This is a genomic window from Vibrio sp. MACH09, from assembly GCF_033238805.1.
GTDB lineage: Bacteria > Pseudomonadota > Gammaproteobacteria > Enterobacterales > Vibrionaceae > Vibrio.
This window is the reverse complement of sequence record NZ_BSFZ01000002.1, coordinates 54132-68853: the sequence shown is the minus strand read 5'-3', so window position 1 is coordinate 68853 and position 14722 is coordinate 54132. Positions and strand designations below refer to the sequence as shown.

Annotated in this window: 10 protein-coding genes; 7 read left to right on the top strand and 3 right to left on the bottom strand. The window is 44.5% G+C overall.

Going from position 1 to position 14722, the window contains the following annotated elements:
• Positions 1-51: 51 nt before the first annotated feature.
• The 3 genes from CHJ_RS15490 to CHJ_RS15480 all read right to left on the bottom strand — a co-directional run bounded on the left by CHJ_RS15490 (position 52) and on the right by CHJ_RS15480 (position 4257).
• Positions 52-1881 carry an ABC transporter ATP-binding protein gene (locus tag CHJ_RS15490; RefSeq protein WP_317919194.1) on the bottom strand — a complete coding sequence of 610 codons (1830 nt, stop codon included), beginning with the start codon at positions 1879-1881 and terminating at the stop codon, positions 52-54.
• 288 nt (positions 1882-2169) lie between these two features.
• Complete coding sequence (gene fghA / locus CHJ_RS15485) at positions 2170-3018, bottom strand: S-formylglutathione hydrolase (protein ID WP_317918186.1); 849 nt, start codon at positions 3016-3018, stop codon at positions 2170-2172.
• 108 nt (positions 3019-3126) lie between these two features.
• Positions 3127-4257 carry an S-(hydroxymethyl)glutathione dehydrogenase/class III alcohol dehydrogenase gene (locus tag CHJ_RS15480; protein ID WP_171751576.1) on the bottom strand — a complete coding sequence of 377 codons (1131 nt, stop codon included), beginning with the start codon at positions 4255-4257 and terminating at the stop codon, positions 3127-3129.
• A gap of 351 nt (positions 4258-4608) precedes the next feature.
• On the opposite strand from CHJ_RS15480, the gene CHJ_RS15475 reads away from it, so the two are divergent.
• The 7 genes from CHJ_RS15475 (at position 4609) to CHJ_RS15445 (ending at position 14594) form a co-directional block, all read left to right on the top strand.
• Positions 4609-6624 (top strand): hypothetical protein, encoded by a 2016-nt coding sequence (locus CHJ_RS15475; protein ID WP_317918185.1) that lies wholly within the window; start codon positions 4609-4611, stop codon positions 6622-6624.
• A 111-nt stretch (positions 6625-6735) separates the two neighbouring features.
• The gene (locus CHJ_RS15470; protein WP_317918184.1) at positions 6736-7227 is read left to right on the top strand and encodes a hypothetical protein; all 492 of its coding nucleotides are present in this window, start codon (positions 6736-6738) and stop codon (positions 7225-7227) included.
• Between the two features lie 31 nt (positions 7228-7258).
• Entirely contained in the window at positions 7259-8077 is an 819-nt protein-coding gene (locus CHJ_RS15465) for an FTR1 family protein (RefSeq protein WP_317918183.1), read from the top strand.
• On the top strand, positions 8074-9495 hold the full coding sequence (locus CHJ_RS15460) for an FAD-dependent oxidoreductase (RefSeq protein ID WP_317918182.1): 1422 nt from the start codon (positions 8074-8076) through the stop codon (positions 9493-9495). The genes CHJ_RS15465 and CHJ_RS15460 overlap by 4 nt, the downstream gene beginning before the upstream one ends.
• A 34-nt stretch (positions 9496-9529) precedes the next feature.
• Positions 9530-10123 (top strand): hypothetical protein, encoded by a 594-nt coding sequence (locus CHJ_RS15455; RefSeq protein ID WP_317918181.1) that lies wholly within the window; start codon positions 9530-9532, stop codon positions 10121-10123.
• Positions 10123-11586: a hypothetical protein gene (locus tag CHJ_RS15450; protein ID WP_317918180.1), complete on the top strand. Its 1464-nt coding sequence runs from the start codon at positions 10123-10125 to the stop codon at positions 11584-11586. The genes CHJ_RS15455 and CHJ_RS15450 overlap by 1 nt, the downstream gene beginning before the upstream one ends.
• 92 nt (positions 11587-11678) lie before the next feature.
• Complete coding sequence (locus tag CHJ_RS15445) at positions 11679-14594, top strand: cytochrome D1 domain-containing protein (protein WP_317918179.1); 2916 nt, start codon at positions 11679-11681, stop codon at positions 14592-14594.
• Positions 14595-14722 lie beyond the last annotated feature (128 nt).

Sequence of the window (14722 nt, the reverse complement as noted above, 5' to 3'; positions counted from 1 at the left end):
AACGATCAATCAATTTTATTGCTTTTATCGGCGGTTAGCCGTTCAACGCCACTAATCTGAGATAAAACCACCGGTTTGGTGCACCCATAACTGAGCATAAATACCGTCGCCATGGATCAGCTCTTGGTGTGTGCCTTGCTCAACCACTTGACCTTTATCCAGCACAATTAATCTGTCCATCGCGGCAATGGTAGACAAACGGTGGGCAATGGCGATAACGGTTTTGCCTTCCATAAGCTCGTTAAGACTCTCTTGGATAGCAGACTCAACTTCGGAATCTAGGGCAGAGGTTGCCTCATCCAGAATCAACAGTGGTGCATCTTTTAACAGAACACGAGAAATAGCGACACGCTGACGCTGTCCGCCGGATAGCTTAACCCCTCGTTCTCCCACTTGAGCATCATAGCCACGGTTACCATGCGGATCAGTCAAGGTTTCGATAAACTCATGGGCTTGTGCCTGTGTGGTCGCTTTTATCAACTGCTGCTCAGTTGCGTCAGGGTTACCATACAAAATGTTCTCGCGTATGGAGCGGTGCAGCAATGACGTATCTTGCGTGACCATACCTATGTTACTGCGTAGCGAATCTTGAGTGACATCCGAGATAACTTGCCCGTCTATCTTAATATTACCGCTCTCCACATCATGAAAACGCAACAGCAGATTCACCAGAGTGGATTTGCCGGCACCTGAGCGACCAACCAAACCGACTTTTTCGCCCGGTTTGATGTTTAGGTTAAGGTTGCTAATGACACCTTTATCTTTTTCACCGTAGTGGAAGCTTACATTGTCAAACTCAATCACCCCTTTTTCTACATTCAGAGGTTGAGCGTTGGTTTTATCTTTAATATCAATAGGTTTTGATAGGGTAGACATACCATCAACCACGGTGCCCATGTTCTCAAACAGGGCTCCGACTTCCCACATGATCCACATCGACATGCCGTTAAGACGTAACGCCAAGCTGATAGCAATCGCGATCGCGCCTATGGTGATTGCGCTTTGCATCCATAAGTAGATGGAAATAGAAGCAATAGAGAACACCAAGACATAGTTGGTAATTTCTACGCTGATATTAAAACCCGTCACCAGACGCATTTGTCTATGTACGGTATCGAGAAAACCATCCATCCCTTCTTCGGCGTACTCGGTCTCTCTTTTGCTGTGGGAGAAGAGTTTTACAGTGGTGATGTTGGTGTAGCTGTCAACAATACGCCCAGTCATCAATGAGCGGGCATCTGCCTGTTCAGAAGAGACCGCTTTCAATCTTGGAACAAAATATATCTGAATGGCGACATAAGCGGCCAGCCAAACCAGCATAGGCATCATTAAGCGCCAGTCGGCCTGCGCCAGCATCACGACAATTGCGGTGAAATAAACAATGACATAAACAAACACATCGGCAGTTTTCATAACCGTTTCACGCACGGCTAATGATGTTTGCATCACCTTGGTCGCAACCCTACCTGCAAAATCATCTTGGTAGAATGACAAGCTCTGTTTCAACAGGTAACGATGCGCTAACCAACGAATCGACATTGGGTAGTTGCCTAATAAACTTTGGTGGATCAACAGGGAATAGACAGTAATCAATATCGGCATCACAACCAAAAGCACAATTCCTACGCCCCAAAGTGTGCTGCTATTCTCTTCTAAGAAAGTGTCGGGGTTACTGCTGGAGAGCCAATCTACCAATTGCCCCATAAACCCAAAGAGAGAAACCTCAATAATGGCGACAATGGTGCTAAGCAGTGCCATCAACAGTAATGGCTTCTCAAACCCTTTTGTGTAATGTCGACAAAAAGCGTAGATCCCTGTTGGCGGTTGTTCGGGTTCTTGTTGTGGGAAAGCTTTTGTTAAGCCTTCAAAGAATTTGTACATCATTATTATCCTTTGTTTTCCCTCCACGATTAGCGCATTTGCTAATTAAGGTTGAATATGAAAAAGAGTGATTAGGAGGGGATAATAACTTACCGCATATAACAATAAAATAACACTATTTAGTGATGAGATTCACATATTAGTGGTGCAGAAAAGAGAAGGCGAACAGAACAAGCAGAACCGGATAACAACAGCAGGGGATAGCCGTGGATGTTAACAATAAACGCCCTTCTTTAGTGGCAAGAGCGTTTGTTGTTTATAGCAGATATTGAACAGCCTATTGGAAGGTTATTTTTTCCAATGTTGAGCATGAAACTGAATATGATCGGCGATAAAGGTAGAGATAAAGAAGTAGCTATGATCGTAACCGGGCTGCATTCTTATCGTCATTGGGTAGGCGGTTTTTTTAACAACGGCGGCCAATAGCTCGGTTTTTAGTTGGTTCTGTAAGAAGTCATCTTTATCACCTTGATCAACCAGTGCAGGAACGGCTGTGTCTTGAAACGACGCCATTAACTTACAACTGTCGTATTTTTCCCACTCTTGGCGATTGTTGCCTAAATAGTGGCTAAAGGCTTTTTGTCCCCACGGAACAGCGATAGGGTTGACGATTGGACTAAACGCAGAAACCGATGAATATCGCTGAGGGTTGCGTAGCGCAATCATCAGCGCACCATGACCCCCCATAGAATGACCACTAATAGCACGCTGATCAGAAACCGGAAAGTTCGCTTCGATCACGTCTGGGAGTTCATTAACGATAAAGTCGTACATATGGTAATGTTTGTTCCACGGCGATTCCGTGGCATTAACATAAAACCCTGCTCCTAGGCCAAAATCGTATGCGCCTTCCGCATCATCGGGAACATCATCACCTCTTGGGCTAGTATCTGCGGCGACGATAGCAATGCCGTGCTCTGCGGCCGATTTAAATGCGCCAGCCTTTTGCATAAAGTTCTCATCGCTACAAGTGAGTCCTGATAGCCAGTACATAACGGGAACGGGAGTCTCTTGGCTTGCATTCTCCGGTAAAAAAATAGCGAAACGAGTGGTGCCATTTAATGACTTGGAGTGAAAGGTATATTGTTTGTGCCAACCGCCAGCAACTTTAGCTTGGCTGATGTTTTCAATGCTCATTTAGTTCACCTAAATAAATAGAGACGCCTTAGATTAAACCAAGGCGTCTAGGTTAGAGGTGCAAGATGCTTGCAAGCTTACTTTTAGTAGTACAGCCTTTCAAAGCGACTACTTATCAAAATGAATGACAGTACGAATGCTTTCGCCTTTATGCATCAGATCAAAAGAGTCGTTGATCTCTTCTAGGCTCATTGTGTGCGTGATGAATTCTTGCAAACCAAACTCACCATCCATATAGCGGTTAACAATTTCAGGCAGTTCTGAACGGCCTTTCACGCCACCAAACGCACTACCACGCCATACTCTTCCGGTTACCAGTTGGAAAGGTCGAGTTGAGATCTCTTGCCCTGCGCCCGCAACACCGATGATGACGGACTCGCCCCAACCTTTATGGCAGCACTCTAATGCTTGGCGCATCACATTAACGTTACCAATACATTCAAATGAGTAGTCAACGCCACCATCAGTTAACTCAACAATGTAATCTTGGATGGGTTTATCAATTTTTTGTGGATTAATACAATCGGTCGCGCCTAATTGGCCTGCTAAATCAAACTTGCTCTCATTAATATCAATGCCAATGATACGGCTCGCCCCCGCCATTCTTGCGCCGATAATGGCAGACAAACCTATGCCACCCAAACCAAAGATAGCGACGGTATCGCCTTTCTCTACTTTAGCGGTATTCAGTACCGCACCCATTCCGGTGGTAACGCCACAGCCTAACAAGCACACTTCTTCAAGCGGTGCATCTTTGTTGACTTTAGCCAGAGAAATTTCCGGCAGGACAGTATATTCAGAGAAGGTTGAACAGCCCATGTAGTGGTAAATAGGTTGACCATCTTTATAAAAACGGGTGGTTCCATCTGGCATTAAGCCTTTGCCTTGTGTTTCGCGTACAGCCTGACAAAGGTTGGTTTTACCAGAGAGACAGAATTTGCATTTGCCACACTCGGCAGTGTAAAGCGGAATAACATGGTCACCAACGCTTACGCTGGTTACACCTTCACCAACTTGTTCAACAATACCGCCACCTTCATGACCTAAAATGGACGGAAATATGCCTTCCGGATCTTCGCCTGAGAGAGTAAAAGCGTCTGTGTGACAAACACCAGTTGCCACGATTCTTACCAGAACTTCTCCCGCTCTTGGCAGCATGACATCGACTTCTTCAACGCTTAAAGGTTGGTTTGGTCCCCAAGCAATTGCCGCACGAGATTTAATAAATTGGTCAGCCATTTTTTGTCCTTTTTAAAATCTTTGGAATGAAAACTTAAGCGTAGTCGATTTTTCTCGACTCACTCAACGGTGAATACAGTATATTTATTTGCGAAAGAATGATAATCGGCCTAAATGGTAAATTATTTTTACTCAGTGGTAACAATCGGACAGAGCCAGGCTATTCAGAAAAGTCTGTAATTGCTCCATGTTAACTATTGAGAATGCAAATAATTCGCATTTTATTGATCTGGGACAATGCATTGCATACTCTACCCCTAAAGTGGCATTGTAAATGATAATGAATATCAATAGCATGTGCGAATTGATATCATAACGTTAATAAATACCCAAGAAAACAAAGGATTAGTCGTGAAAAAGTCTTCAATTAGCCTAGCTGTTTCTGCCGCCGTATTTGCCGCCGCAGTTCAAGCCGCACCCCAAGTTACCGTGTTGGATAAGACTCACCAACCAGCAGGTAGCTTCCTTGCTTATACCGAATTTGAATTATCTGGAGAACCTTTAGCGGAGTCTTTAGGACTCGACCTTGATGTACTAGACCCGAATGTAGCCAATGATCCAACCCCTTTTGACTTCGCTGCTGGTATTGAAAGTTATGAGTATTCTGAAGAAGCGATGTACGCTCTAAACTACCAATCACAAATGGGACCTCATCTGGTTAATGGTCCCGTTAACATGGCGCGTGGTGGCACCATGGCTGATCTGGGTAAACGCGTGATTGAAATGGCAAATGCAGTTGGCTTCTCGCCAAGTGAAGTGCCACAGAACATGTACCCAATTTCTGTTCCTTATGTATCTGGTAGCCCTGAGTTCGCTCAAGCACCTGATACTACGACCGTAAACGGTGACGAAGTTGAGATCACAACGGCAAAGGGTAACAGCAAAACCGTTCAGGTGGTTGTGCCTGCCTATTTTCGTGACTACAAAACTCTGGCATGGAATCCGGCTTCGTTTGATACGTCATTTAACCCGGCTGCAACTGGCGGTATTTTCCTGAAAGAAGTGATGTGGTCACAAGACTTTCTTGGTGGAATGCACGTAACAGAAAGTGATGAAGAAGTTGAAGCTGATTCAGCGACAATGGATCAAGACGGTAAGCATAGCTTAGGGGTGTCAGCAGCTGACGGCTTTAATGGCATGATGCTAACGGAAATGTCTATCGATAAGCTGCAAATTATGCAACAGCAGTTAGGTTTTGATGGTAAGACATTAGGAGTGAAATTTACTCCTGACTATAACCCTAAAAACGGCCCGATTTGGTTTGCTCATAAAGTTGCCGTAGAAGAGGGAACTAAAAATGGGGTTAAGTCTATTAAAGGCCTAACCGTGAGTGATGGTTCATCTCAACTACGTGACACATGGTTGATGCTGTGGCCAACTGCGGAGTTCTTTGCCTTTACTGATCAGCGTATCGCGAACAGTGTGCAAAACCCAGCGTTTAAAGCGGTATTTGATGGCAAACCTTTTGCCGCAGCTCCTGCTGCGAACATCGATTCAAATGAGAGTAATGATGTTACTGCAACAGATGCATTCTCATTAGCAAACAATATTTCAAACTTACTTTTCCAAAACATGGCGGCACTTCACTTTAACGAAGAGAGTGGCAGCTTTGTGACGGAATATAAAAACGGCAAACAAGGTAACCGCGTTGATCTGTATGACGCCGCTTACTCTATGGTCGCTCTTTCAATTTACCAGCGTGCAAAAGATGCACTGCCTGTTGGTTATGCCTCTGCTGAAACCACAGATGTGAACCTTAAGTCGGCATCAGGTAAGAAAGCACTGGCAATGATAAAAGCGCAAGCGGACTTTATCCTCGCCAACTTAGTCGCGAAAAATGGATTGGTTGCAGACGGCATGACATTGGGAAGCAAAGCGGATAGTAGCCAATCACTAGACGCTCAGTTTGCGGCTATTCGCGGACTGGTTGCGGCTTTCTTGGCCACTGATGATGTGAAATATAAGCAAGCAGCGCGTTCTATTTACCTAGCGGTAGAGAAGAACATGTTTGATAGCAGCATTAATACATGGGCAGCGAAGCCGGGCCAAGCGACAATACATACGCCTTACACCTCAGCCGCTATTTCTGCTGGCCTGCGCGAAGCGATTTTACACCTTAAAAATGAAGAGGGTGAAAATGAGCCAGCGCTAGAACTAACCGCATTAACAGATCGTTATGTGAGCTGGTTCCGAGGCGTGATCAATGGTGGTATGCAGTTGTCTGAGTGGATGGGTGATTCAGGTGAAAACCAGATCAAAGGCAGTGATTCTACGGATACAGACGAAGATGGCGTTCATCAAGTCATCGCTGCTGGTGGTCAGTTTGGGACTGCAATGACAATGGCGAACAAAGTCAGCGTTAAGTAATACTTCTTTTATGGAAGTATGACACCTAATTTGACAAAACAAGCAGCGATAAATCATCGCTGCTTTTGTCGTTTCAAAAAACGGGTTTATTGACTGTTGTAGGTAATAAAAATGTCTAGTCATTTAATGTCGTCACAATCTCAGGCGGACGAAAGTCGATTGAGTCACTGGTGGAAGCGCCTTGCTTATCATCACCAGTGGGCAGAAGCCACCTTATATCTGATGTTTATCAGCGGCATTTTGCTCTGGTCTCGTATTGAAGTCAGTTGGATGGCGGAACGCTGGATTTTGTTGGTCCATATGCTGATGGGTGTCTCTTTATTCAGCGTGATTGTGGGGGCGTTTTGGGCATCTCATCGTCGATTAATCGTATCAAGCAAGAAACCCTTTTTGCGTCAAACAGGTACGGCTATTGAGTGGCTGTTGATTGTCTGTTCATTAACGGGTTTTTACCTGTTTTTCTATGGTACGCCGGGTAACACGCTTGGTGTCATTATTTCAGATATTCATTTTTACTCATCTTGGTTATTGGCTCCATTAGTGTTTCGACACGCAATGCGCTGGAGCATTCTTAAAATAATAAAATCAAAAACAAAGTCGTAATAGTGAGCTCATAACGAGCCTGTGAGGAATTATGTTTGCAAGTTTTTTAATTACCCTACGTGAAGGATTGGAAGCCTTTCTATTGGTGGGAATCGCACTCTCTTATCTAGCTAAGTTAAATGCACGTCATTATAACAAGTATATCTATCTAGGCGTGGCCGTGGGGCTGGTGCTGTCGTTAGCTGTGGCCTTTGTTTTTCAAGTGGTTATTGATCAGTTTAGCAATGCGCTATACCAAAATTATCTCATGGCGGGCATTTTGCTGTTTGCAACCGTGGTCTTGACCTATATGGCGATTTGGATGCAAAAGCAGGCTAAGAGTCAAGTGGCGCAGGTTCAACAAGACATTACCGAAATGGTAAGCACGGGTAATTTGATGGGATTGGTTTTTTTGTCCATGTTGGCGATATTGAGAGAAGGGTTTGAAACCATACTGTTCTTCTCTGCTTTGATGTATTCAAGCTTTGGAGAATTATCAACTCAAGATGCGTTAATTGGCGCGGTTTTGGGGTTAGTGCTGGCGTATGTGATGGTGTGGGCAATGATGAAGAGTGCCAAAAAAGTCCCGCTTGCTCAGTTTTTTAAATGGACCAGTTTGCTGATTATCATTATTGCCGCGGGTCTACTGTCGTCAGCCATCAATATGTTACAAGCGGCGAATCTAGTGCCTATTGTGTATGCTCAAGTTTTTGATATTTCGCATATTCTTGATGACAGAGGCGTTTTTGGAACCTTCCTGCGTGCGCTGTTTGGTTATAACTCCTCACCGGGTTTGGTTCAACTTATGGTGTGGTTGGGATACATGCTGATATTCACTCTATTCTGGAAAAAAGGATATAAAACAGCATGAATCAGATAAAAAAAGAACAGGTGGTTATTCTCGGCGCCGGCCCAGCTGGGTTGATGGCAGCATGGGAACTGGTTGAAGCGGGTTATTCGGTAACTATTTTAGAGAAAGAGTCCTATACCGGAGGAATGTGTGCCACACAGACATTTACCGGAAAACAGGGCGAGTATCGTTTTGATTTTGGTGGACACCGCTTTATAACGAAGAACCCCAAGCTACTGAAGTTTGTCGATGAACTGATGGGAGAAGAGCTGTTATTTGCCCAACGAAAAAGTGTCATTCGCTACCGGGGAAGAGTGTATCAATACCCATTAGTTCTTACCGATCTTATTAAGAATGCTCCGCTATCTCTGCTTGTTGGAGGAGGGTTGGATCTGGTTAAACAGCTTTTCGTCACAAAACCAAAACAGCGTTCAAAAGTCAGTTTTGCTGAGTGGATTGAAAGTCGCTTTGGCAAAACGTTGTACAAGCATTTCTTTGAAGGCTACACCGCAAAATTATGGGGTATCGACCCTAAGTTCTTGTCAGGGGATTGGGCATCACAACGGATCAGCCTCATCGATTTAAAAGATATCGCCCGACGGTTGCTTCCCGGCAAAAAGTCCAATGTTAGAACCTATGCGAGACAATATCGTTATCCTAAATGGGGCTTTGGCCAACTCTATTCCCGACTTGCTGAAGAGCTGCAAAAGAAGGGGGTAACGATTCATTTATCCAGTGAGGTTACCCAGTTAACGATTAATGAATCTAAGCAGATCAGTGCGGTTACCTACCAAAAAGACGGCAAGTTATTCGTTGTTAACAGCGATAAGGTAATTTCAACACTGCCATTGCCGCTGATGTGTGGCTTTACCGATTTTGAAAGTGGCCTCTCTTTCCGTTCACTGCGTTTTTTGAATATGCCGATGGACACCGACAATATTTCCGACAACACATGGCAATACTTATCTGATCCCGAAATTATTGGCACCCGACTGCAAGAACCAAAACGGCGCTCCAGTTATATGTCACCTCAAGGCAAAACCTCAGTCATGATCGAAATCCCTTGTAACAAGGGGGATGACGTGTGGACGATGCCGGGTGAGGAGTTACAAAAAAGAGTGCTGAGTGACCTAGATAACTTAGGAGTCAACTCGACATTGGCGACCGGAGAGTACTTTACCGAATACAGCGAACACGCCTATCCGCTGATGGACATGGACTATCAAGATAAGCGGGAGAAAGCCATTAGCCACTTATGCCAGTTCGATAACCTGATCATGACCGGCCGCCAAGGTACATTCCGTTACATATTTACTGATACCGCCATGGAAATGGGATTAATGGCGGCGGAGTCCATTATTGACGGGAAAGATAGGCGTAGAGAAATCTTTGATTATCGAAACGAGAATATCGTCATTGAAGTGCAAAGTGTGGCGTAAGCCAAACACCGATTTAAATAAGTAGGAATGATAAATGAAAACAGCCAGTTACAGCCGATATGTTGTCGCGGTTATCGCTATTATGATCGGGCTAATGTTTCACGCTACGGCGTCAGCTTATTCATATGCCGCTGCGGGTAAAGAGCCATTAATTGAAGAAAGAGAAGCAATTTTAACGGCGTTAAGTCGTGGAGATTATGACTCGATAAATAGCGCAGTGGTTAATTTAAAAGAGGAGTTTGATTACTTATTAACTGATCATAATGTTGATCTCTACACACCGATGAAAAGCGCCATTGATGTTAAAAATGAACAGCAAATTATCGCCGTGATTGATCAAGCATTGGTCGAGGAGATCATTCGTCGCTTAGAGGGAGCGGAGAAAAATCTTGCTGATTATCAAGTGGCCAAAGTGTTGGTGGTGAAAAGTAAGCTCTTCCTTGATCTGCTGCTGCCAAAGTTGTCAGACAACAACCGAGACGTTGCGACGACAGCTATTCAAGGAGTGTTAGCGTCAATCGGTAACCCTGGGGTATTTGGTGTCGGTCAGGCGCCAGCGGACCCAGAGCAGTTTGCTCGGCAAAAAGCACAGCTATTGCTGGCACTTGATGAGATGAAACTTCATTAATGAATGCTATGTCCGGTCGCAGTTATCTACTTGTACTGTCGTTACTGTATCTAATCTGGCTAAGTTGGCTTGGTCATTATCCTTTTGACCTGACCGGTGATGATGCTGTTAACTTTTCTCGTGCGGTAGAGCGATTTTCTGTACTGGAGTTTCGACCTCATTTCCCGGGGTATCCTGCATTTGTATCTGCGAGTCGTATCGCTGCTTTGCTGGTGGACGGAGAGGTGTCCAATGTATGGATCTCTTATCTCTCTGCGATTGCGATTCCTGCGCTGGTGTTTGCTGTGGTTTATCGTTGTTGTGGGGACTATTTCTGGTCGGGCTTTGCTGCGCTGATTATTTTGCTTCAACCTTTAATGGCATCCGTTGCTCTTAGTGGATTAACTGACTCACTAGGAGTGGCCTGCTTATTACTGAGTTTAGTGGCGTTGTTTCGTGGTCGATATGGGCTGGCGGGATTGTGTGTAGGGCTAATGTTGTCAACTCGTCCCTCTTATTTTCCGTTAGCGATAGGGTTTGTTATTGCGCCGTTGATAGTGAGAAATGGCCGTTCAGTATTGAACAATTATCTATCGTCTATAGCCGGCATAACCTTGGTTGGCTTGCTGAGTTTTATCTTCATTTGGTTAACGGATGGCGCAACCTATATTGATGAAGGTATTCGGTTTACTCAGGGACACTTTTCAATTTGGGGTAATACTAAAGCAAGTGATTTGGCTTTGCCGATTCAATGGTTACACTCTTTGCTACCTCAATATGGTGCTGTCGGTTTGGGCGTGATGTTCGCTTCTCTGTGCATTGCTGTTGTCTCTACCTTTAAATATCTATCTGCTGTAAAGAGCACATCAACCGTCGCTGTAAACACGGAATATTGTCGCCAATCGTCACAAGTTAGCGTGGTCACTTGTATTACGGTCAGCTATCTAATCTGGGTGTTTGTGGCGCAAAACCCAGACAACTTGCGTCATTGGTTACCTATTGTGGTGCTGTTTTCCCTATTGATCGCATTGCAGTTGTGTCGAGTGAGTCAGCCTTCGTCTCAGTACGCAATGGGGCCACTTCTCTGCAAATCAGTGGCGTCTACTTCCTCACCGTTTTCGGTTTATATGCCATTGTTGGCCATCAGCATACTGGCTTATTTTGCATTGGCAGGGCTACAAAATATCACCTTGAGTGTAACAAAATCCCCTTCACAGCAGGCGATTGAATGGATATCTGCGCGAAATGAAATACAAGTCATTGGCACGAATTACAGCGTTAATTTGTTACGGGATCAGTTGGCTGATCGGTCGATATTTGACATGTATTACGCCAGTAGTCAGTTGGCGCTTAATCAAGCGGATAGAGCGTGGCGACTGAGCGCAACAAAATTAGCTGATCAGACGTTAGAAGGTCTGTTTCCTGCCCGGTTTAGTGGAGAACGATCACTCTATCTTTATCGGCTGAATAAGAACAAAGAGTAAGGTGTATCTGCCTGACGTGAATAGCGTTAGGTGGGATATCTATAACATGAGTCAGATCTGCTCTGGCTCAGAGTAAATGTGAAAGGCAAATAATGGTTAGTAATCAGTATCAAATGGCGCGATGGTTAGTTTTGTTTATGCTCGCGTGTGTGACTCAGTTAGCGGTCGCTGCAGACAAAAGCAGCTCTTTTCGGCTTAGTCAGGATAACAACAAGATCTACAGTGCAAACTTTGATACTGGTAGCGTCAGTATTCTCTCAAGGTCTGATGGTTCTTTACTCAAAGAGGCCACGGTAGGGAGAGATATTCGTCGTATTGCCATAAGTGATGATGAAAAGTTGTTGATGGTGACGGACTATTTAAATGACCGAGTGCTGTTGCTTGATGCCAAAACATTAAAAGTGGTGCAGAAAACAACCGTGCCATCCCGTCCGTTCGGTGTGGTTTTTAGCGCCCGCCATCAGGTGTTTTATGTCACCAGTTTTGAGCGCAGTAAATTACTGGTAATTAATCGTTCAGGTGAAATAGTTAGAACGATTGCCACTGAGTCGACCCCAAGAGGATTGGCATTAACCGATGATGGCCGTCTGCTAGTGACGCACTCGTTGTCAGGGCAGGTCTCTATTTTCAATGTTAATAATGCCATTCCTCAACTGAATAAAGTTATTCAACTGGTGGATAGTAAAGAAAATAAATCCAAAACGGTTCCACAGGGCAAACCTAGATTGTTGGATAACATCGTTATCTCGCCAGACGGAAAAACCGCATGGCTTCCCCATGTGCTGTGGTCCTTTGGCCATGACTTTCAGTTTCAGTCGACGGTATTTCCAACGATTTCCATTCTTGATTTAGAAAAAGATAACGAGCAAGAGCTGATAGACCAGAGAAAACAACTGTTCAAGCAGATTAATATCGTTGAAAGCGGCAACCGTATTCGTATTGTCTCTAATCCACACGATGGAGCGTTTACTGACGATGGAAAAAAAGTCATCTTTACTTTAGCGGGCTCAGAAGACTTGATGCTGTTTGACCTTTCTCGCCAAGGTAAGAAGAACAAAAATCGCCACCGCCGTAAAAAATTCCAAGGTGGCGCAAAGGCCACACAGATCTACCGAAATGTTCCGGGTAATAACCCTAAAGGCATTGTCATTGTTGGCAGAGAACTCTATGTACAAAATGCGATGTCTCTAGATGTTGCTAAGTTTGATACTGGAGCAGTAGGCCCATTTGCGAAATTGAAACTCACTCAGGCAGAGTTTGCGAAGTTGGTGACGAATGATCCTCTGACCAAGCAATTAAGGTTAGGTAAAACACTTTTTAATAGCGCAAACAGTGCTGAAAATGCAGATATGCCAATGGCGGGTGATTTTTGGATGAGCTGCAACTCCTGCCATTTTGATGGATTTAATTTTACCAATAAGCAGTTAATGGAAGACGGTAAAAAAGACCGTTTTGAAAACGCCTTAACTGGACATGTTGATGTAAGGAAGATGATTGCGGGTGACCCGGTCGGAGCCTACATTGATATCATCCAAAAAACGCAAGGTGGTATGGGAGGCGATCCGCGGGATGATGCGCCAGAACCTATAAGCGTTGAGAATCCTCCGGTAGAAGCGGCGATATTAATGAGTGCGCTAAATGAATATGTTCGCTCTCAAGAAAACTTACCCTACTTGTCAACATGGCTGCGTTTGGATGACTCTAAGCGATACACCCATCCAGATGAGTGGATCAACTCGGCTGAGTGCGCGCAATGTCATACCACTATTTATGATCAGTGGGCGGACTCTAACCATGGCATGAACATGGATCATCCGTATTATCGCCAACATGAGAACTTTGCTGCTCGGGAAGAAGGAGAGGAGTTTCGGGTTCTTTGCCGCGGATGCCACGCACCACAAATGGTGATTAATGACGATAATGGCCCCCTAGAAGAGTTTGGTGACATGTATGAAAAAGGAGGGGACTCTCTTAAGTTGGCGCTTGCACATGGTCAATCGGTGAGTGAAAGAGGGACAGGTTGTGTGTTCTGTCACCGTGTGACTAAAGCCGAAGATGCTGGTGGTAATACCGACATGACGGTAAATATTAAGGATCGTCAAAGCTATGTTTTTGAAGATGCAAACAATACATTGCTTAAGTGGCTGTCGGAAAAACAGATCAATGCGTCACCTGAAGAACACAAGGCATCCTACTCAAATCCGGAGTTGTATCAAAGCTCGTTGTATTGTGCGACCTGCCACAATGAATTTACTACCGGTCAGGGGGCAAACATCAATGATAACTTTGGTGAGTGGTTAGCCTCTCCATTTAATGCACCTAATGATCCTGCCAAAAACAAAACCTGTATAGATTGCCACATGACCCAAGATGTGACGGATTTCGATAACAAGGTCGCAGGGCAGTCCACGGATGATGGGCCAATGAAATCCAATATGCGCTCGCACCATTTTGTCGGAGGCAACTATTACTTTACTGGAATGCGTAACCCAGAGCACAAAAAGCTAAGTACAGATATTCTAAAAACGGCCTTGGAACTGGACGTTGAAAAGCAAGGTTCGTTATTTACCGCAAAAGTGACGAATGTTAATTCTGGGCATGATATGCCCGGAGGAGCGCGTCGTCAGGTCTGGTTAGAGGTGATTGCGACGGATGTTAGTGGGGCGCGTGTTTTTGAATCTGGTGTAATGAAAGACGGCTACATTCCTAAAGACTCACGTAAATTTGTCAAAGTTGGAGTCGATAAGAATGGTAAACCCGTTGGGCAACTATTTTGGCGTTATGTAAAAATTGGCAAAGATACTCGAATTAAATCGGGACAGACTCGCAATGAACAATTTATATTGCCTGACAATATCGATTACCCAATTACGATACAAACAAGAGTGCTGTATCAAGTGTTCGCCAAAGCGCTGACTGAAAAAGTTAAAGCGGAATTTCCTGATGAAATCATTCCTGACCCAGAGGTGATTGAGTTAGAAAAAGTCGTCACTACCTACCAAAAATAGCGAAAATACAAATACCGGAAATAGGGATGGCGCTGTTCTGCTCCATCCCTTATTTTTTCACATGGAGTTGAGAGAGTTTCATCCACTATGAGCAGTTTTGTGCTTTAGCTTATTTGTTCAGACTACGC